Origin of the sequence: Paraburkholderia sp. XV (genome assembly GCF_020177535.1) — a bacterium.
GTDB classification, from domain to species: Bacteria; Pseudomonadota; Gammaproteobacteria; order Burkholderiales; family Burkholderiaceae; genus Paraburkholderia; species Paraburkholderia caribensis.
Window position 1 is genome coordinate 1 of the sequence record NZ_JAGUUD010000138.1, and the last position, 17864, is coordinate 17864.

Annotated in this window: 17 protein-coding genes; 9 read left to right on the forward strand and 8 right to left on the reverse strand. The window is 62.7% G+C overall.

The window, feature by feature from the left end:
• Positions 1-141: 141 nt before the first annotated feature.
• On the forward strand, positions 142-939 hold the full coding sequence (locus KFO72_RS36620) for a fumarylacetoacetate hydrolase family protein (protein WP_054932599.1): 798 nt from the start codon (positions 142-144) through the stop codon (positions 937-939).
• A gap of 156 nt (positions 940-1095) precedes the next feature.
• On the forward strand, positions 1096-2124 hold the full coding sequence (locus KFO72_RS36625) for a 2-dehydropantoate 2-reductase (protein ID WP_054932597.1): 1029 nt from the start codon (positions 1096-1098) through the stop codon (positions 2122-2124).
• A gap of 67 nt (positions 2125-2191) precedes the next feature.
• On the opposite strand, the gene KFO72_RS36630 is transcribed toward KFO72_RS36625, so the two are convergent.
• Both KFO72_RS36630 and KFO72_RS36635 read right to left on the reverse strand, forming a co-directional pair.
• Positions 2192-2371, reverse strand: coding sequence for a hypothetical protein (locus KFO72_RS36630; RefSeq protein WP_054932596.1), 180 nt, complete (start codon positions 2369-2371; stop codon positions 2192-2194).
• Between the two features lie 405 nt (positions 2372-2776).
• A complete protein-coding gene (locus tag KFO72_RS36635) occupies positions 2777-3889 on the reverse strand; it encodes a porin (protein WP_225034133.1) in 1113 nt (370 codons plus the stop codon).
• A gap of 325 nt (positions 3890-4214) precedes the next feature.
• Here KFO72_RS36635 and KFO72_RS36640 point away from each other — a divergent pair, with 325 nt between their 5' ends.
• Positions 4215-5003, forward strand: coding sequence for an SDR family NAD(P)-dependent oxidoreductase (locus tag KFO72_RS36640; RefSeq protein ID WP_225034134.1), 789 nt, complete (start codon positions 4215-4217; stop codon positions 5001-5003).
• A 191-nt stretch (positions 5004-5194) separates the two neighbouring features.
• The gene (locus tag KFO72_RS36645) at positions 5195-6019 is read left to right on the forward strand and encodes a DUF72 domain-containing protein (RefSeq protein WP_225034135.1); all 825 of its coding nucleotides are present in this window, start codon (positions 5195-5197) and stop codon (positions 6017-6019) included.
• Between the two features lie 17 nt (positions 6020-6036).
• On the opposite strand, the gene KFO72_RS36650 is transcribed toward KFO72_RS36645, so the two are convergent.
• From KFO72_RS36650 to KFO72_RS36665, 4 genes are all read right to left on the reverse strand, one after another.
• Positions 6037-6375 (reverse strand): hypothetical protein, encoded by a 339-nt coding sequence (locus tag KFO72_RS36650; protein WP_054932592.1) that lies wholly within the window; start codon positions 6373-6375, stop codon positions 6037-6039.
• 426 nt (positions 6376-6801) lie between these two features.
• Positions 6802-7104, reverse strand: a complete 303-nt coding sequence (locus tag KFO72_RS36655; protein WP_263627974.1) for a DUF4148 domain-containing protein — start codon at positions 7102-7104, stop codon at positions 6802-6804.
• A 215-nt stretch (positions 7105-7319) separates the two neighbouring features.
• Positions 7320-8471, reverse strand: coding sequence for a porin (locus tag KFO72_RS36660; RefSeq protein ID WP_225034136.1), 1152 nt, complete (start codon positions 8469-8471; stop codon positions 7320-7322).
• 267 nt (positions 8472-8738) lie between these two features.
• Positions 8739-9185 (reverse strand): hypothetical protein, encoded by a 447-nt coding sequence (locus KFO72_RS36665; protein WP_054932590.1) that lies wholly within the window; start codon positions 9183-9185, stop codon positions 8739-8741.
• Positions 9186-9542: 357 nt separating this feature from the next.
• Between KFO72_RS36665 and KFO72_RS36670 the strand changes: the two genes are divergently transcribed.
• The 4 genes from KFO72_RS36670 to KFO72_RS36685 all read left to right on the forward strand — a co-directional run bounded on the left by KFO72_RS36670 (position 9543) and on the right by KFO72_RS36685 (position 13476).
• Entirely contained in the window at positions 9543-10415 is an 873-nt protein-coding gene (locus tag KFO72_RS36670; RefSeq protein ID WP_054932589.1) for a TauD/TfdA dioxygenase family protein, read from the forward strand.
• 41 nt (positions 10416-10456) lie between these two features.
• Positions 10457-11509: an ABC transporter substrate-binding protein gene (locus KFO72_RS36675; RefSeq protein ID WP_054932588.1), complete on the forward strand. Its 1053-nt coding sequence runs from the start codon at positions 10457-10459 to the stop codon at positions 11507-11509.
• A gap of 255 nt (positions 11510-11764) precedes the next feature.
• Entirely contained in the window at positions 11765-12601 is an 837-nt protein-coding gene (locus tag KFO72_RS36680; RefSeq protein WP_062916253.1) for an ABC transporter ATP-binding protein, read from the forward strand.
• Positions 12598-13476, forward strand: coding sequence for an ABC transporter permease (locus tag KFO72_RS36685; RefSeq protein ID WP_060603594.1), 879 nt, complete (start codon positions 12598-12600; stop codon positions 13474-13476). The genes KFO72_RS36680 and KFO72_RS36685 overlap by 4 nt, the downstream gene beginning before the upstream one ends.
• A 41-nt stretch (positions 13477-13517) precedes the next feature.
• Here the strand turns inward: KFO72_RS36685 and KFO72_RS36690 are convergent, their stop codons facing one another.
• Entirely contained in the window at positions 13518-14060 is a 543-nt protein-coding gene (locus KFO72_RS36690) for a cupin domain-containing protein (RefSeq protein ID WP_054932585.1), read from the reverse strand.
• A gap of 261 nt (positions 14061-14321) precedes the next feature.
• Between KFO72_RS36690 and KFO72_RS36695 the strand changes: the two genes are divergently transcribed.
• Complete coding sequence (locus KFO72_RS36695; RefSeq protein WP_225034137.1) at positions 14322-17156, forward strand: EAL domain-containing protein; 2835 nt, start codon at positions 14322-14324, stop codon at positions 17154-17156.
• A 16-nt stretch (positions 17157-17172) separates the two neighbouring features.
• Here the strand turns inward: KFO72_RS36695 and KFO72_RS36700 are convergent, their stop codons facing one another.
• On the reverse strand, positions 17173-17754 hold the full coding sequence (locus KFO72_RS36700) for a peroxidase-related enzyme (RefSeq protein WP_036000946.1): 582 nt from the start codon (positions 17752-17754) through the stop codon (positions 17173-17175).
• Positions 17755-17864 lie beyond the last annotated feature (110 nt).

Sequence of the window (17864 nt, forward strand, 5' to 3'; positions counted from 1 at the left end):
TGGCCGAACTCGGCTATTCGCGTGAACAGATCGAAGCGCTGCGGACCGTCGGCGCTATTTGAAGAATCAAACCCGATTCAAACTCGTGACGCGGGCGTATTCACCGTGTCGGTCGACAAAAAATGTGTGGAGACAGTTTCGATGACATCGTGGATACGCTTCCGGCAGCCCCAAGGTCACATCGGTTTCGGCGTGCTGGACAACGGCAGCATCGCCGAGTTCGAAGGCGACATGTTCGGCGAGGCAACAGCGACAGGCAAGCAATGGCAACAGGACGGCGTCGAGTTGTTGAGCCCGTGCCTGCCGACCAAAGTCGTCGCGCTCTGGAACAACTTTCATGCGCTGTCGCAGAAGCTCGGCAAGGCGGCGCCGTCGCACCCGCTCTTTCTGATCAAGCCGCCCATGTCGGTGATCGGCCCCGGCGCGCCCATTCGCCGCCCCAAAGGCTATAGCGGCAAGATCGCCTACGAAGGCGAGCTCGGCATCGTGATAGGCAAACGCTGCACCAATGTCTCGCCCGAAGAAGCGGATGACTACATCTTTGGCTACACATGCATCAACGACGTCACTGCCGTCGACCTGCTGAACGAAGACCCGAATTTCGCGCAATGGTGCCGCTCGAAAGGCTTCGATACGTTCAGCTGCATCGGGCCCGTGATCAAAAGAGACTTCGACTGGCGCAACGCGAATGTCGTGACGCGTCTCGACGATGTCGAGCGGCAGAACTACCCGATCTCCGACATGATCTTCACGCCCGCCGAACAGGTCAGCATGATCTCGCACGACATGACGCTGATGCCCGGCGACGTGATCGCCTGCGGAACGTCGATCGGGGTCGGCTCGATCAAGGACGGCTCGACGGTCGTCGTATCGATCGACGGCATCGGCGCGCTGCCGAATCAGCTTGCTGCCGCCAGGCAGCTGGAGACGGCGGCCTGAAGAACGCGCACTGAGGAACACACACTGAGCATGCAATGAGAGCCGGACGCGTCATCGCCAATGAGTCGACCATGAATCGATAGTGACGATTACGCGCTGCGTCGCGAGACGCCCGGCTCGATCTGACTGATCACTTCTTGGAATGGGAGCAGATAGATGAAGATCTGTGTTTATGGAGCCGGCGCGATCGGCGCCTATGTCGGCGCGGAACTGGCGCTGGCGGGCGCGGATGTCAGTTTCGTCGCACGCGGCCCGCATCTCGCCGCAATGCAACGTAACGGTGTGCGTCTGCTGATCGACGATACCGAGCGTCTCGTCAACGTGCGTTGTTCGTCGGACCCGCGCGAACTGGGGCCGCAGGACTACGTGATCATCGCGCTGAAGGCGCATTCGGTGCCCGGCGTCGTCGATGCGATGCAGCCGCTGCTGGGGCCGGAGACGGCCATCGTGACGGCCGTCAACGGTATTCCGTACTGGTACTTCTACAAGCATGGCGGCGAGTTCGCGAACACGACGCTCGAAAGCATCGACCCGGGCGGCACGCAATGGCAAAAGCTCGGACCGCAGCGCGCGATCGGCTGTGTCGTCTATCCGGCAGCCGAGATCGTCGAGCCCGGCGTGATCAAGCATGTGTACGGCAAGAAGTTTCCGATCGGCGAGCCGGACGGCACGCGCTCTGCGCGCGTCGAAGCGCTGTCGCAGGTCATGGTTTCAGCGGGACTGGATGCGCCCATCCGCGACAACATCCGCGATGAAATCTGGCTGAAGCTGTGGGGCAATCTCTGCTTCAACCCGATCAGCGCACTGACGCACGCAACGCTCGATGTCATCACCAGTCACGTCGGCACGCGCGCTGTCGCGAAGACGATGATGCTCGAGGCGAAGTCGGTGGCCGATCGTTTCGGCGTGCATTTCCGGGTGGATGTCGAGCGGCGTATCGACGGCGCGGGCGCGGTGGGCGCGCACAAAACCTCGATGCTGCAGGATCTCGAAGCGGGACGTCCGATGGAAATCGATCCGCTGCTGACCGTCGTGCAGGAAATGGGGCGGCTGGTCGGGCATGAAACGCCGACCATCGATACCGTTCTCGCGTTGATCAAGCTGCGCGAGCAGATTGCGCAGAAGAAGGATGACGCACCAGCGGCAAAGCCGGCACACGCGGCGCCGAGCGCGAAGGCTGCTTAAGTAGCGCGGTGTCGTATCTGGTTGTCTCGCGCGCGGGCCGTCACGCAGCCCGCGTGCCACTTTCCCATCAGCCGACGCAGGCTTCCTCGCCCCGGCCCACGCTGTGGCCGACCCACAGCCCGGCGTCGTAGGCCGCTTCGAGCGCGGCGAGCACGTCCGGATGCTCCGTCAATCTTTCGATGCCGAGCGCTTCGCGCGCGATCAAGCCGAGCAGTTCGAGACGCTCTTCATAAATGGGGCTTTTCATGGCACCTCCTTCAAGGTTGAAATCGCTGCGGCAGCATTCGCTGGCGTGCCGCGCATCACGACTTTCGGGTCGTGGGTGACGCGGTCTTTCTCATTGCCGTCGGGAACTGAACGTGGGCCGGAAGCAAGCCCGTCAGCGGCAGGAGCGCGATTGCTGCGATCGAAATCGACCTGGAGAGATGCGGTGAGCGCGAATGCGCGTGTTGATCTCTGGCTTCCGTCTCAGGTTGAATCAGTGTGCGATTCAATAGTAGGCAAATGGAGGCTTCTTTGCGCGTGGTCAAGCGCCGCATATCGAATTACTACTCGAATCGCGTGACAGCGGCGGGTATTCCGGTATTGGCATGACGTGAATGCCCAAGTGGAATGAGCCCTTGGACATTCTTCGTATGATTGACGGCCCCCGTCAGAAGACGTGCATCACGCCGACGTAGGCGCCCGTTTGCGATTCGCCAGGCAAGGGGTTCGTGTTCGCGCTGCCCGTGGCATCGCGCGAGGTTGCGAGCAGCGAGAAGTTCGCGTGGCTGCTGTTGCGCATATAGGCGACCGTGCCGTAAAGGAAGGTGCGCTGGCTCAGGTTGTACGTGGACCCGAGCACGAACATTGTCGCGTGTCCGGCGGGATCGTGCGTGGCGTCGCCGGAGCCTTCGCTCAGATGAACGTAGAAGGCCGCCGCCGTCACGGCCAATTGATGCGTCGCTTCCCACGTCGCACCGAGCCAGTAATAGTCGGCACTGTCGGCGAGACCGGCTGGCGTATCCGGCGCGGCGAGGTGCGTGTAGGCGCCCTGTATCTTCACCTTCGATACACGCACATTCGCGCCGACAAAGTATTCGCGCGAACTCGTGAAGACGTTGGTCATGCGTCCATTCACGTCGCGCAGTTCGTCGTAGATGCCGCGTACGTCGAACAGTTGCGAGTGATACGTGAGCATGATGCCGTCCGAGCGGCCGAACTCACCGGGCGCGCCCCGATTGAAGCCGTCGGCCTGATTGCCCAGCGCGTATTGCCCCTGAACATCGAAGCCGTAAAAGACGGGGCTGTGATACTCGATGTTGTTGCTCGTCTGTTGCCAGTTGCGTCCGCGCACGAGCGATGCCGACGAGAAAGCCTGCTGCACGAACGGATCGAATTCCCACACGCCGTCACTGTCGATGAACAGGTTCCGGCCCGCCTGAATCTGCCCGAAGCGCTTGTCGGCGAGTCCGGCATACGCGCGGCGCGAGAACAGCCGGCCGCCGCTCGTCGTGCCGTTCGTCACCTGCAGTCCCGTTTCCAGATCGAACACTGACGACAACCCGCCGCCAAGATCTTCCGATCCCTTTAAGCCCAGCATGCTGGTGCCCCAATCGCCGCCTTCGGCCGTCCAGCTCGAGGTGCTGCCGCCCGACGGCGTCGCGATGTGATTCAGATACTGGATGCCGCCATCGATGCGGCCATAGAGTGTCACGCTGCTCTGCGCGAACACGACAGGAGAGGCGAGTGCGAGCAGCGCGGCGAACCGGGTGTGTAATTTCATGGGCGTCTTTTCGTATCCTCGATGCATGGATAACTCATTATCTGGACATTGCGCCCGTGGACGACGCGTTATGCATACATGTGTTGGCGTCCGCGCGGCGAATGTCAGTCGGATGCTAGTACTGTTTGAACAATCGTGCTCGCAGTCGCGCAAAACGCCGACTACCCGGTGATTCAAATGCCATGCGCGGCAAGTGTCCCGCCGGCTGCAATATTTTCGTCCCGGTCCTACACTTGATAGACAACGTCACGATGCGGGACGGGACGATAGCGCGTTGCGCGCGTCTTGTCCGCGATCCGTTTATCCACGATTGAAAGGAAACCAGATGGATCTCAAGATCAGAAACAAGCTTGCGCTCGTCACGGGCTCGACCAAAGGCATCGGTCATGCAATCGCCGTCGGCCTCGCGCGCGAAGGCGTGAACGTGATCGTCAACGGCCGCTCGCAACAATCGGTCGATCACGCCATCGAGACGCTGCGCGCGCAGGTGCCTGACGCGACCGTGCAAGGCTTCGCCGGCGATGTGTCGGACGCGGCGCAAGTCGCGCGGTTCGTGGAGCGCTTTCCGCAAGTCGACATACTCGTCAACAACATGGGCATCTTCGATCCGAAGCCGTTCGAAGAAATCTCCAATGAAGAGTGGCTGCGCTTCTTCAACGTGAACGTGATGTCCGGCGTGCAGCTGTCGCGCGCCTATCTGCCCGGCATGAAGCAGAAGAACTGGGGGCGCGTCGTGTTCATCAGCAGCGAAAGCGGCATCCAGATTCCAACCGAGATGATTCATTACGGCTTGACCAAGACCGCGCAGCTCGCGCTCGCACGCGGTCTCGCCGAAACATGCACGGGCACGGCCGTGACGGTCAACTCGGTGTTGCCGGGGCCGACCAGTTCGGATGGCGTCGAGGAATTCATCGACAAGCTCTCGGGCGGCCAGACCTTCGAGGCATTCGAAAAGCAGTTCTTCGAACAGGCGCGGCCCAGCTCGATCCTCAAGCGCTTCACGACCCCCGAAGAAATCGCGAACATGGTCGTGTTCGTCTGCTCGGAGCTGTCGTCGGCGACCAATGGCGCGGCGTTGCGCGCGGATGGCGGCGTGGTGCGCGCGGTGTTCTGATCTTCTGTTCTTTCTGTTCTTTCACGCGTCGCCGCAAGGGCGCGGGCGCGCCTCATGTGTTCGCTGGGCGCGCCGTGCCTTGTCCGCCTCCGATTGGCGCGATGCGACGATGTGCCGTTGCGCAAATGCCCGCTTGCATCGTCTATGCTGTGCATCATTGCTCTCGCGCGGGATGCGCCAAGGCGTGAACCATGACTACTCGAAAAAAGACGTCGAAGGCAACGCGGATTCATATCGGCATTGGCGGCTGGACTTTCGAACCGTGGCGCGGCCTGTTCTATCCGAAAGGGCTCGCGCAGAAACGCGAACTGGAATACGCGAGCCGCCAGCTCACGGCGATCGAGATCAACGGCACGTTCTACGGCTCGCAAAAGCCCACCACCTTTGCGAAGTGGCACGACGAAACACCCGACGACTTCGTCTTCGCGCTGAAGGCGCCGCGTTTCGCGACGCACCGGCGCGTGCTGGCGGAAGCCCGCGATTCCATCGATCGCTTTGTCGCGAGCGGCGTGCTCGAACTGCAGAACAAGCTCGGCCCGATCAACTGGCAATTCCCACCCACCAAACAGTTCGATGCCGATGACTTCGGCCGCTTCCTCGAATTGTTGCCGGGGGAGGTCGATGGGCAGACCTTGCGCCATGCCGTCGAAGTGCGTCACGAGAGTTTCTGCGACGAGGCATTCGTCGCGCTTGCGCGCAAGCATGGTGTCGCGATCGTCGTAGCGGGGGATTCGAAGTATCCGCAGATTGCCGACCCGACGGCGTCGTTCGTCTACGCGCGCATCATGGGCACGGAAGAGGCGAATCCGCAGGGCTACGCAAAAAAGGCGCTCGACAAATGGGCCGGGCGTGCCCAGACCTGGGCCGCGGGCGGCGCGCCCGACGATCTCGATACCTATGCCCGCGCTGCGCCGAAGAAGGCGCGCGATGTCTACCTGTTCGTGATCAGCGGGCACAAGGCGCACAATCCCGCCGCCGCGATGGCGCTGATCGAGCGCGTCAAGGCAGGGCAGTAACCACGCATCGGCATGACTCAGCGTTCGGGCGCCTCGAGCGTGCAGGACTCGTCGGCGAACGGCGCGATCGCGCTCGCCGCAGCGCGCAGCGGCGGCTCGAATGCGGCCCACTGCGTCCAGTCGGGCGTCGCGCCCGGCGCTTTCAGCCGAAGCGCGCGCGAGCCGTCGGCGAATACCAGCGATTCGAGATCGAAGAGACTCTCTGAAGCGACGCCGCCCGGCGTGGCGCGGCCCATCTGATGGGTGAAGTGGAGATTCCCCTCGCGAAGCAGATCCAGATAGCTGTCGCAATGCGCGGCCGGCGGCCTGACCGTCCACCGGTTCAGCAGTTTTGCGGCGATTTCGGCATCGAACATCGTGATTTCTCCTCGCCTGAGCGACCGCGGGCCTTGCGGGCCGCGGCGGGCTGGTGTCCGCTTCGGGGCGGACTATCCGTCAATGATTGGCGCTCTCGCGGACGCGAAAGACATGTCCACCCACCACTATAGACAAAATTATGGTGCGATGCACAAAGCCGGATTGAGATTGCGGTCTAACCGTTGTTTTTAAAGTCAGATCCGGGTGCGGCGACGTGGCTTGGCGCCTGACGGAAGCGAGGAGAAACGGGAGATTGCTAGCTAAATGGGTGGGTTTTAGCTGAACTTGCGAACAATGGCCGCACAGTTTCTACGACGACGCACGGTCGTTCGTACATTGGCGACACCGACGCGCGCACGTCGTGCGATGCGCGCGCAGGCGGGAAACAGCCGCGCAGGTCGCGCGGCACGGCGCCCGTCGAATCGTTATTCGGCGGCAGGATGTCCCGCGCCCGTTTGCGACGAACCCGACGTGCCCGCGCCATAAGCGGATTCGGCGGCGGCGCGTTTGGCGGCGAGCCGCTGCATCGCGTCCTGCACCTTCGACGGATAGGTCGGGTCTTCGCCGCCCCCGGCATGGTAGCCGACGGACGCCAGATCGGCGAGTTCCTGGCGAACCTGTGCGCGTGTGAGGCGAGTGCTGGGTTCCTGCGCTTGCGTAAGGGCGGGTGCGGCGGCGAGCAAGGCCGCTGTCAACATGGCGACGGCGGCGGCAACGGTGGACTTCAAGACGTTCTCCAATAGCGGTCCGAGGATGCCGGCTGTATTGCGTGAGCCGGCAAAACAAGTCTACGGATCGCCGGCGCGGAGAAAAACGGCCGGATCTGGAAGGCAGCCTTCCGTCTCGCAGAACGATGCGGCGCGGCGTTCACGCAAAAAAACCCGCCGCGCGGAACGCGGCGGGCCTCGAAACGCAAATCCCGGATAGTCGAAGCCGTGACGCTTCAGAAGCGGTGACGCATGCCGATCGTCGCCACAACCTGGTTGGCCGTCGTCGACGCGCCGCCCGACGTGTTGATGAACGCGACGTAGTGCTGTCCGATGGCGTGCTGATACATCGCTTCGGCGTAGACGTCCGTGCGCTTCGAGAATGCGTAGATGGCCTGCGCATTGACCTGGTTGAACTTCGGATCGGAGCCGAAGGTCGGCGAGCCGCTGATGTGGCCGTCGGTGTAGGTGTCGGTGATGCCGAACGTAATCGCGGGCGTGAACTGATACTTGGCGTTCAGTTCGTAGTTGTCGAAGTGCATCGAGCCGTTCGTCATCGCGAACGCGTTGGTTTGCTGATAGTGGCTGTTCGTGTAGACAAAGCCGACCGTCGCCGGACCGAACGCATAGTTGATGCCTGCGCCGAACACGCGCTCGACGCCCGCGCCGACCTGGAAGCCGCCAACCCCGTTTGCCGCCGATTCAGCCGTATCGACTGCGCCGCCCGTGTTCGTCGTGCTGTTCGAGCCGTTGATCTGCAAATAGCCGGCCGCGACGTTCAACGGACCCCACTGGTAGCTCGCGCCCGCGCTGTACGCGCGGTTGATCGCGAAGTCGGTGCTGTTCGAGAACGCGTACAACGCGCCGAACTTGAAGCCCGCGTAGTTGCTGCTGGTGTACTTGACGGCGTTGCTCATCCGCACCGAGTGGTTGAGGTTGTCGTTGTCGAACGGGTGAGCGAAGCCTGTGTCGCCGAACGTGCCTGCCGTGCCCGACAGCGGCGCGACGAAGTCGACCAGCGAGTCATACTGACGGCCCAGCGTGAGCTGGCCGTAGTCGGCGCTGGCGAGGCCCACATACGCCTGGCGGCTGAACAGACGGCTGTGCTGGCCGAGCGTGCCGTTCTGCACGTTGAAGCCGTTTTCGAGTACGAAGATCGCCTTGTAGCCTCCGCCCAGATCTTCAGCGCCGCGCAGGCCGAAGCGGCTGCCGTTGATGGTGCCGCTCGTCGCCTGAAACAGCGAGCCGCTCTTGCCGCTCTTCTGCACGTTGTTGGTGTACATCAGGCCCGCGTCGATGATGCCGTACAGCGTGACCGAGCTTTGCGCGTGCGCGCCCGTTGCGGCCAGTGCGCCGAGCACCGCAACTGCGGCGGGAATTCTTTTCATGGTTGAGCTCCAGCTATTCCAGACAATGAGTGAAAAACAGCCTGGCGAGTATAGGAAAACGCGGGGTTCGATTTAACGCCCTGTTGCTGCAGCAGACTCTTGCGTCACATGGCAGGAAAGAGTCATCAAATCGAAACAATCGCCGGAAAGTTCGCCGCGAAGCGGCGCGCGATCAACCCGCTACGCATGAATTGCGCGAATGAGATTAGCTGGGAGCGGATTTCCGTTTGATGGCAGCCTGCACCATTTGGGCGAATTACAACAGTCTCAGCCGGCGCTGCACACGATTGCTGTCAGGATGAAAGGCAAGACCTGTTTGACGGTCGCTTCGCTGCCCGACTGTTGCACACGCACGCGTACCGACTCCGATGGACCGGACACGACGACGCCATAGATCGAATCGGCCTCTGCCTTGCCGCTGCCTTGCCGGAAGATCGCGTCGTCGCGCTGATAGCCGAGCACGGCATAGACGTGAAAGCCGAACGCCGTGAGATCGCGGCCGCGCTTCGGCCGAAACGCGTTCACCGAATTGGCTTCGACACGCATCGGATTCGGGTCGATGTACTGATCCTCGAGCAGCGGCTGAATGAAGGTGTGCGCGTCGGTCTTGCAGACCAACTGGTCGTCGAGTTCGAGCGCATGCGCGGGTGCGCAGCACAGTCCTGCGCCCAGGGCGGCCAGCACGGCAATCGAGCGGATGTCATCCTTTGTCATGGAACTGGCGCGAGACCCTGAGCCGGCGATGGCCGGTCCCTGATAGTAGCCCGAACTTGTCACGCACGTCAGCGGACGTCTGTGCGCTAGCGCGCGATGCCGCCATGCGGCCAGGCAGCGCAATGGTTTCTGAAAATTGCGCGCCCACCGCGAAGCGGCCGCGCAAAATTGCGCGAAACCAGAACGCGCGGCTCTCCAGGCTAGCCATCCGTTTATCGTTAAAGCAGATATGAGTATGGGATTTGCTTCGTTGACGCACCCGTACGCTGGCCGTAGATTGAGTCTATCGTTGCAACCCTACAAAGAACATTCAGCGTGACATCCACTGTTTCGTCCTCTCAACACGCCGCGCCGCGCGTGCACCCGGCTGGCGTGCGCCGGCCGCTCGAAATCGTTCCGTTCGATGCACCCGTGGGCGCCGAAGTGCTCGGCCTCGATCTGAACCAGCCGCTTTCCGCCGAAGATTTCGCGCGCATTCACCGCGCGCATCTCGACTATCACGTGCTGGTGTTTCGCGATCAGCAGATCACGCCCGCACAGCACATCGACTTCAGCCGCCGTTTTGGGCCGCTGCAGATTCACGTGCTGCACCAGTTTCAGTTGCCCGGTCACCCTGAAGTGCTGATCGTGTCGAACATTCGCGAGAACGGCCAGCCTATCGGACTCGGCGACGCCGGCCACTTCTGGCATTCGGACCTGTCGTACAAGGAGAAGCCGAGTCTCGGCTCGCTGCTGCACGCGCAGGAACTGCCTTCGGAAGGCGGCGACACGCTATTCGCCAACATGCATCTGGCGTGGGACACGCTGCCCGAGCATTTGCGCAAGGCCGTCGAGGGACGCACGGCCGAACACACGTATCTCGCCAAATACGCGGAATTGCAGAAGCGCAGCCCGTGGCGGCCGAACCTGTCGGCCGAGCAGATCGCCGAAGTGAAGCCCGTCGTGCATCCCATCGTGCGCACGCATCCGGAAACGGGCCGCAAGGCGCTGTTCGTCAGCGAGCATTTCACGACGCATATCGTCGGCCTGCCAGAAGACGAAAGCCGCGAGTTGCTGGAAGCACTGTTTGCGCACAGCGTGCGTGACGAACATATCTACCGCCACGCGTGGTCGGAGCACGATCTCGTGTTCTGGGACAACCGCTCGCTGATGCATCTCGCCGCAGGCACGCCCGATCATCTGCGCCGCAAGCTGTATCGCACGACGATCGAAGGCAACGCGCCGTTCTGAGTCACGCGCCGTCCCCATTCCCGTTTTCACCCGGAGTTCCGATGCAGTTTTCATTTCGCCCGGCCGCGGCGCGGCCTTCTTTCGCTCGCCGTTTCGTGTCGACGATGCTCGCGTTGTCGCTCGGCGCAACCAGTCTGGGCATGTCGCTCGACGCGCGCGCTGAAGGGCAGATCCGTGTCGCCGAACAGTTCGGCATTGTCTATTTGCTGCTGAACGTCGCGCGCGATCAGCAGTTCATCGAGAAGGAAGGACGCAAGGAAGGGCTCGACATCAAGGTCGACTGGGTGAAGCTGTCGGGCGGTTCGGCCGTGAACGACGCGCTGCTGTCGGGCTCGGTCGACATCGCGGGTGCAGGCGTGGGTCCCTTGCTCACGATCTGGGACCGCACGCACGGCAAGCAGAACGTGAAGGGCGTCGCGTCGCTCGGCAATCTGCCGTACTACCTCGTGTCGAACAACCCGAACGTGAAGACGATTGCCGACTTCACCGACAAGGACCGCATTGCGTTGCCCGCCGTCACGGTTTCCGTGCAATCGCGCGTGTTGCAGTTCGCGGCCGCGAAGCGCTGGGGCGACAAGGAATACAACCGTCTCGACAAGCTCACGCAAGCCGTGCCGCACCCGGATGCGGCCGCCGCGATCATTGCGGGCGGCACGGAAATCACGGGGCACTTCGGCAATCCGCCGTTCCAGGAACAGGAACTGGCCGCGAATCCGAAAGCGCATATCGTGCTGAATTCTTATGATGTGCTGGGCGGTCCGAGCTCGGCAACCGTGCTGTATGCGACGGAGAAGTTCCGTAGCGAGAACCCGAAGACGTATCGCGCGTTCGTCAACGGACTGGCCGATGCGGCGCAATTCGTCACGGCGAATCCGGACGCCGCCGCCGATATCTACATTCGCGTGAATCAGGCGAAGACGGATCGACATCTACTGCTTTCGGTGATCCGCAATCCGCAGGTGCAATTCAAGATCGCGCCGCAAAACACGTTCGCGCTTGCACAGTTCATGTATCGCGTCGGCGCGATTCGCAACGAACCGAAGTCGTGGAAGGACTACTTCTTCGACGACCCGGCAACGGCGGCCGGGAGCTGACCTCGCCCGCGTTGCAGAAAAAACCCGCTGTTTCAGCGGTTTTTTTCGTTTCTGGGGCGAATGAAATCGCGATGCTAAACAGGACGCGACGGCGGTCATAGCGCCATTTACGGCGCTTATGCATCAGCGCGCATTGAATATCTACATTCATTGGTTGGTCTTTGCGGAGGCTCACCGTATGTTGTCGTTTTGCTTATGCGGTGCCGTCATTGTGAAAGTCATCTCGCACGCAGTTCAACTCAACGGGGCGCGCTAATGGTCGCGAATCCTTCCGTGCTTTTCCCTGATTCTGCCGCGACGCAGGCAACCGGGCCGGCGCATTCGAGCCGGCTGCTTGCCGTCGATCGCGTCAGTCTCGAATACCGCACGCGCGAGCGCGTGGTGCGCGCCACGCACGACGTCAGCTTCGACGTCTACGGCGGCGATCGCTTCGTGCTGCTCGGCCCGTCGGGCTGCGGCAAGTCGACGTTGCTGAAAGCCGTGGGCGGATTCATCAAGCCGGCGTCGGGCACGATTACGCTCGACGGCGAAACGGTGCGCGAGCCGGGCGCCGATCGCATCGTCGTGTTCCAGGAGTTCGATCAATTGCCGCCGTGGAAGACGGTGCTGGAGAACATTGCGTTCCCGTTGCGCGCGGCGAAGAAGCTGAGCCGCGCCGAGGCGAAAGAGCGCGCGCAGCATTATCTCGACAAGGTCGGCCTTGCCGCCTTCGCCGATGCCTATCCGCACACGCTTTCGGGCGGCATGAAGCAGCGCGTCGCGATTGCGCGTGCGCTCGCGATGCAGCCGCGCGTGCTGCTGATGGACGAGCCGTTCGCCGCGCTCGATGCACTCACGCGTCGCAAGATGCAGGAAGAGTTGCTGCGCCTGTGGGAAGAAGTGCGCTTCACGCTGCTGTTCGTCACGCATTCGATCGAGGAAGCGCTGATTGTCGGCAGCCGCATTCTGTTGTTGTCGCCGCATCCGGGGCGCGTGCGCGCCGAACTCAACAGCCACCAGTACACGCAGGATAGTTTCGGCCGCAGCGACTTCCAGCATCGCGTCGCGCAGATTCATCGCCTGTTGTTCGAAGAGACGGAGTCCGCCCGATGAGCACGCCTTCCACCTTGTTGCCGCCCGTGCGCGCCGAATACGAGCGGCCGCTCGAACCCGTCGGCGAGCTTGCCGTCGAAGCGCCGCTGCCGCTCGCGCGGCGCCTCGCCAACCAGACGTGGCTGAGCAAGACGATCATCGCGATCGTGCTGATCGCCGTGTGGGAAATCGCTGCGCGCGCCATCAACAACGACCTGCTGCTGCCGACTTTCGGCGCGACTTTCCTCGCATTCGTGCAGGGTATCGCGTCGGGCGAACTGCTGCAGAAAACAGCCGTGTCGATGTCGGTGCTGTTGCGCGGCTATCTGCTTGGCGTCGCGCTCGCGTTCGTGCTGACCTCGCTTGCCGTGTCGACGCGCATCGGCCGCGATCTGCTGTCGATGCTCACCGCGATGTTCAATCCGTTGCCGTCGATCGCCTTGCTGCCGCTCGCGTTGCTGTGGTTCGGCCTCGGCACGGGCAGTCTGCTGTTCGTGCTGGTGCATGCCGTGCTGTGGCCGCTTGCGCTCAACACGTATTCGGGTTTTCGCGCCGTGCCCGCGACCTTGCGGATGGCGGGCCGCAACTATGGCCTGACGGGTTTGCGCCATGTCGTGCTGATACTCGTGCCCGCCGCGCTGCCGTCGATTCTCGCGGGCCTGCGTGTCGGCTGGGCCTTTGCATGGCGCACGCTGATCGCCGCCGAACTCGTGTTCGGCGCGAGCAGCGGTAACGGGGGACTCGGCTGGTACATTTTCCAGAACCGCAACGAGCTCTACACCGACCGCGTGTTCGCGGGACTCGCCGCCGTCATCGCGATCGGCCTGCTGGTCGAGCATCTGGTGTTCGACACGCTGGAGCGCGTGACCGTGCGCCGCTGGGGCTTGCAACACTGACACGCTGCACCATGACGAAGCAAACCCAGCGCGGATAACGCTTACGCCTCGTTCAGCCAGTGCTCGATCAACGGACCCTGTGCGCCCCGCACAGGGTCGCTGTGCGGAAACGGCAAGGCTTCCATCGCGGCGCGTTCCGCGGCGGTCAATGCGTCGCGCCGGATGTCCCATTGCTGGCCCGGCGGATACGCGCCGATCACATTGAGCGGCCCGCTCGACGATTCGAGGCAATGCCCGGTGCCCGCCGGCAGCAGGATCACGTCGCCCGCTTCCAGATGCACGACCCGGCCGCCCGGGCCGCCCACGATCACATCCGCCGCGCCCGCGGCGATGCCCAGTACTTCATGCGCCGACGAATGGAAGTGGTGATAGTCGAAGATGCCGTTGCGCCACTTCGGCGGCCAGCCGTTGCGCTGGAACATCGCTTCGAACGCGTTGGCGAGCCGCTCGCCGTCGCCCGAGGCGTCGGGTTCCAGCACGTCCCGATACAGAATGACGGGAAGATGCGCATTATTCGGCACCCAGTCGCGCGGGCCGAGCCGGAACACGTCCGCGTGCACCGCGCCTCTCGTATCTGCTTGCATGTCTGCTCCTCGAACGGATGCTGATGCGCCGAGTATGCCGGGCGAAGATCGCCTCGAGTGAGCGGCGCGGACGTCAGCTAAACAGCAAATCCTATTCCGCATCAATCAGGGCAAAACCGCATGCGAAAAATGTTCAAGCAAACGTTTTCGTGTGCTTGAGGCATTTTTTTTGCGGGCCGGATACATCAAGTTTGCTGTTGCTTACGTCGATATAACAGTTCGAGGCGCAAAACAATCACGGGACGGCACGAGGGCTGATTTATGTGGAATGCCGAGCTGTCGGCAGACGGGACGGGATCGCAATCGATCGACGAGGCGGCGCGCGTGGTGGAGGCACTCGGCGTGCCGTGGGCGTGGTATCGCGCAGGCCAGCATCTCGATCTGGTGCGCGAAGGCGCGACGCCCTTCGACTGGCCGCGCACGATCGTGCCCGGGATGCTGCACGACGCCTGCGTGGAGCGCGGCTGGTTCGCGTGGCCGACGGGCCGCAGCGACCTCGCGCTCGGCTGGCTGCTTGCGCCCGTGTCGTTTGCGTCCGACCCCGCCTTTGCGGCGCTGGCGCGCGCGATCGGCGAACAGATGCAGGCCGATGCGCTGGTGCGCGCGCAAAACGTGCAACGCGTGCTGTACGACATCGCGTATCTCGCGAGTTCGATCAGCGAGCGCGGCGAGTTCCTGCAGGCCATCCACGAGCGTCTCGGTACGCTGATCGACGCGGAGAATTTCTATCTCGCGCTCTACGACGGCGAAACGGGCGCCGTCACGTATCCGTATTACATCGACCTGATCGACACCGAGGCTGTCGATACGAATCACATGGACATGGTCGACCCCGAGCGCCTGTCGCTCACGGGATACGTGCTGACCACGGGCCAGCCGTTGCTGATCGACGAGAAGGGCATCATCGACGCGGCCGCGACGGGACGTTTTTACTGCGTCGGGCACCGGCCGAAGTTCTGGATGGGCGCGCCGCTAAAAAACGCCTCGGACGAAGTGTTCGGCATGCTGACGATGCAGGTGTACGACGCGTCGCGCATCTATAGCGCCGAGGACCGCGCGCTGTTCCTCGTCGTCGCGCGGCACGTGGCGATGGCGCTCGACCGCATTCTGCACCGCGTCGGCCTCGAAGCCGAAGTGGCGCGCCGCACGGCCGAACTGTCGCGGCTGAACGACACGCTGCGCGCGGAAATCGCCGAGCGCGAGCGTGCCCAGCACCTGCAGGCAGCGTTGTTCGAGATCGCCGAGCTGTCGAGTCAATCCGTCGATATCGGCAAGTTCTTTCGCAGCCTGCATGCGATCGTCGGCGGGCTGCTGTATGCGAAGAACTTCTATATTGCGCTGTTCGAACCTGCGACGGCGGAAGTGTCGTTTCCGTATTACATCGACGAAACGCAGCACGACGTGCCCGTGCCGCGCCGCCGCGAGCGCGGGCTGACGGAATATGTGATCCGCCAGCGCGTGCCTTGTCTGCTCGACACCAGCGACGCGGTGCGTCTCGTCGAGGCGGGCGAGATCAAGCTGGACAGCGAGAACATCCGCTTGCGCTCGTGGCTTGGTGTGCCGCTTTTCGACGGCAGCGTGGTGCGTGGCGTGCTGGTGGTGCAGAGCTATTCATCGAGCGTGCGTTATGACGGGCGCGATCAGGAACTGCTGACCTTCGTGTCGCGCCACATCGATACGGCGCTGTCGCGGCGGCGCGTCGCCGAAGCACAGCAGGCGGCGAATCTCGAACTCGAAGCGCGCGTGCTCGCGCGCACGCAGGAACTCGACGCGGCCAACGCGCGGCTGTTGCACGAGAACTATCACGACGCGCTGACGGGCCTGCCGAACCGCTCGCATCTGTACGAGCGGCTCGAAGCGGCCTGGCATGGCTACAGCAGACGCGGCGATCCGTTGTCCGTGCTGTTCATCGACCTCGACCGTTTCAAGGTGGTCAACGACAGCCTTGGCCACCTGTTCGGCGATGCATTGCTCGTCGAGGTAGCGGGGCGGCTGCGTGAATGCTTGCGGCGCGACGATCTGCTCGCGCGGCTGGGCGGCGACGAGTTCGCCGTCGTGGTGCCGGGGGCGAACCTGCAAACGGTATTGGCGCTGGCGGAGCGCATTCTTGCGGCCTTCGATACACCGTTCAACATCGGCGAGCAGACGGTGTTCACGTCATGCAGCGTCGGCGTGGTGAGCGCGGACAGCGCACATCACCGCGAGCCCGCCGATCTGCTGCGCGACGCCGATGCGGCGATGTACCGCGTGAAGAATCGCGGCCGCGACAGCTTCGCGGTGTTCAACCATCAGATGCGCCGTGAGCTGTCGGATCAGATCGAAACGGAGGGCGCACTGCGCAACGCGCTCAAGCGCGACGACGAACTGGTGCCGTATTTCCAGCCGATCGTCGATATCGGCAGCGGGCAACTGGTCGCGCTGGAGGCGTTGATCCGCTGGCGGCAGCCGAACGGCGAGGTGTGGGCGCCGGGGCGTTTCTTGCCCGCGGTGGAAGGGCTGAAGCTGATCGGGCGTCTGGACATGTACATGCTGACGCGTGTGGCGGAGATTCTCGCGCAGCCGGAGCATATCGACTGGCCGCCCGTGCAGGTGAATCTGTCGAGCTACAGCATCACGCGCCCCGAGTTCGCGGACGAACTGCTCGAACTGTTGAAGCGCTATGGCGTGCATCCTTCGCGCATTTCGCTCGAACTGACGGAAGGCGCGCTCGTTGCGGAGCCGGACCTTGCACGCACGACGATGCAAAGTCTCGCGGATAACGGCATGTGTGTCGTGCTCGACGATTTCGGCACGGGCTTTTCTTCATTGAGCTATGTGCATCAGTATCGATTCAGTGGTCTGAAGATCGACAAGTCGTTCGTGTTCGAATTGACGCAGAGCGCGCGCAGCCGCGCGATTGTGCGCGCGATCGTGCGGATGGCGGAATCGCTGGAGTTGACGGTCGTTGCCGAGGGCATCGAGGATCAGGCGACGCTCGAACTGTTGCGCACGATCGGCGCGGCGCACGGGCAGGGCTATCACCTGGCGCGGCCGATGTCGCTGGAGGCGCTGATGTCGTCGCCGCTGGCGCCGCGCTCGCAGGCGATGGAGCAGTAGCGCTCCCCGTTTTGTTCTATTCGCGTGGGACGCGGCCCATCAGGTAGAACTCGTCGTTGGGACGCATCGAGATGACGTTCGCCATGCGGTTCGACAGGCCGAAGAATGCGGTGATGGCGGTGATGTCCCAGATGTCGGCATCGCTGAAGCCGTGCGTGCGCAGTGTGTTGAAATCTTCGTCGTTCGTGGCTGCCGAGTCTCGGCACACCTTGATGGCGAAATCCAGCATCGCTTTCTGACGTGGGGTGATGTCGGCCTTGCGGTGATTCACGGCTAGTTGATCTGCTAGCAGCGGTTGCTTTTCGTAGATGCGCAGGATTGCGCCGTGCGCTACGACGCAGTAGAGGCAGTTGTTTACCGCGCTCGTAGCGACTACGATCATTTCGCGCTCGCCTTTGGTGAGGCCGCCTTCTTTTAGCATGAGGGCGTCGTGGTAGGCGAAGAAGGCCCGGAATTCGTCCGGGCGGTGCGCGAGTGTGAGGAAGACGTTCGGGACGAAGCCTGCTTTGGCTTGGACTTCCAGGATCCGGGCGCGGATGTCGTCGGGCCATTCGCCCGGGGTCGGGACGGGGTAGCGGCTGATCGTTGTTTCTGGCATTGCAGTGGCTCCTTTTTTCTGTGTCTGCGACGCGTTTGGGTGGTTTGCCTGGGTTTGCGTTGGCATTCGCGATTTGCTTTTGCTTTTGCCTTTGCTGGCGTCCGCGGTTC

Bases quoted from the DNA above. Each gene is read 5' to 3' on its own strand.
- KFO72_RS36625 (WP_054932597.1), top strand. From the start codon at position 1,096: ATGAAGATCTGTGTTTATGGAGCCGGCGCGATCGGCGCCTATGTCGGC.
- KFO72_RS36650 (WP_054932592.1), bottom strand. From the start codon at position 6,375: ATGTTCGATGCCGAAATCGCCGCAAAACTGCTGAACCGGTGGACGGTC.
- KFO72_RS36620 (WP_054932599.1), top strand. From the start codon at position 142: ATGACATCGTGGATACGCTTCCGGCAGCCCCAAGGTCACATCGGTTTC.
- KFO72_RS36690 (WP_054932585.1), bottom strand. From the start codon at position 14,060: ATGCAAGCAGATACGAGAGGCGCGGTGCACGCGGACGTGTTCCGGCTC.
- KFO72_RS36685 (WP_060603594.1), top strand. From the start codon at position 12,598: ATGAGCACGCCTTCCACCTTGTTGCCGCCCGTGCGCGCCGAATACGAG.
- KFO72_RS36630 (WP_054932596.1), bottom strand. From the start codon at position 2,371: ATGAAAAGCCCCATTTATGAAGAGCGTCTCGAACTGCTCGGCTTGATC.
- KFO72_RS36700 (WP_036000946.1), bottom strand. From the start codon at position 17,754: ATGCCAGAAACAACGATCAGCCGCTACCCCGTCCCGACCCCGGGCGAA.
- KFO72_RS36675 (WP_054932588.1), top strand. From the start codon at position 10,457: ATGCAGTTTTCATTTCGCCCGGCCGCGGCGCGGCCTTCTTTCGCTCGC.
- KFO72_RS36680 (WP_062916253.1), top strand. From the start codon at position 11,765: ATGGTCGCGAATCCTTCCGTGCTTTTCCCTGATTCTGCCGCGACGCAG.
- KFO72_RS36660 (WP_225034136.1), bottom strand. From the start codon at position 8,471: ATGAAAAGAATTCCCGCCGCAGTTGCGGTGCTCGGCGCACTGGCCGCA.
- KFO72_RS36695 (WP_225034137.1), top strand. From the start codon at position 14,322: ATGTGGAATGCCGAGCTGTCGGCAGACGGGACGGGATCGCAATCGATC.
- KFO72_RS36635 (WP_225034133.1), bottom strand. From the start codon at position 3,889: ATGAAATTACACACCCGGTTCGCCGCGCTGCTCGCACTCGCCTCTCCT.
- KFO72_RS36645 (WP_225034135.1), top strand. From the start codon at position 5,195: ATGACTACTCGAAAAAAGACGTCGAAGGCAACGCGGATTCATATCGGC.
- KFO72_RS36665 (WP_054932590.1), bottom strand. From the start codon at position 9,185: ATGACAAAGGATGACATCCGCTCGATTGCCGTGCTGGCCGCCCTGGGC.
- KFO72_RS36640 (WP_225034134.1), top strand. From the start codon at position 4,215: ATGGATCTCAAGATCAGAAACAAGCTTGCGCTCGTCACGGGCTCGACC.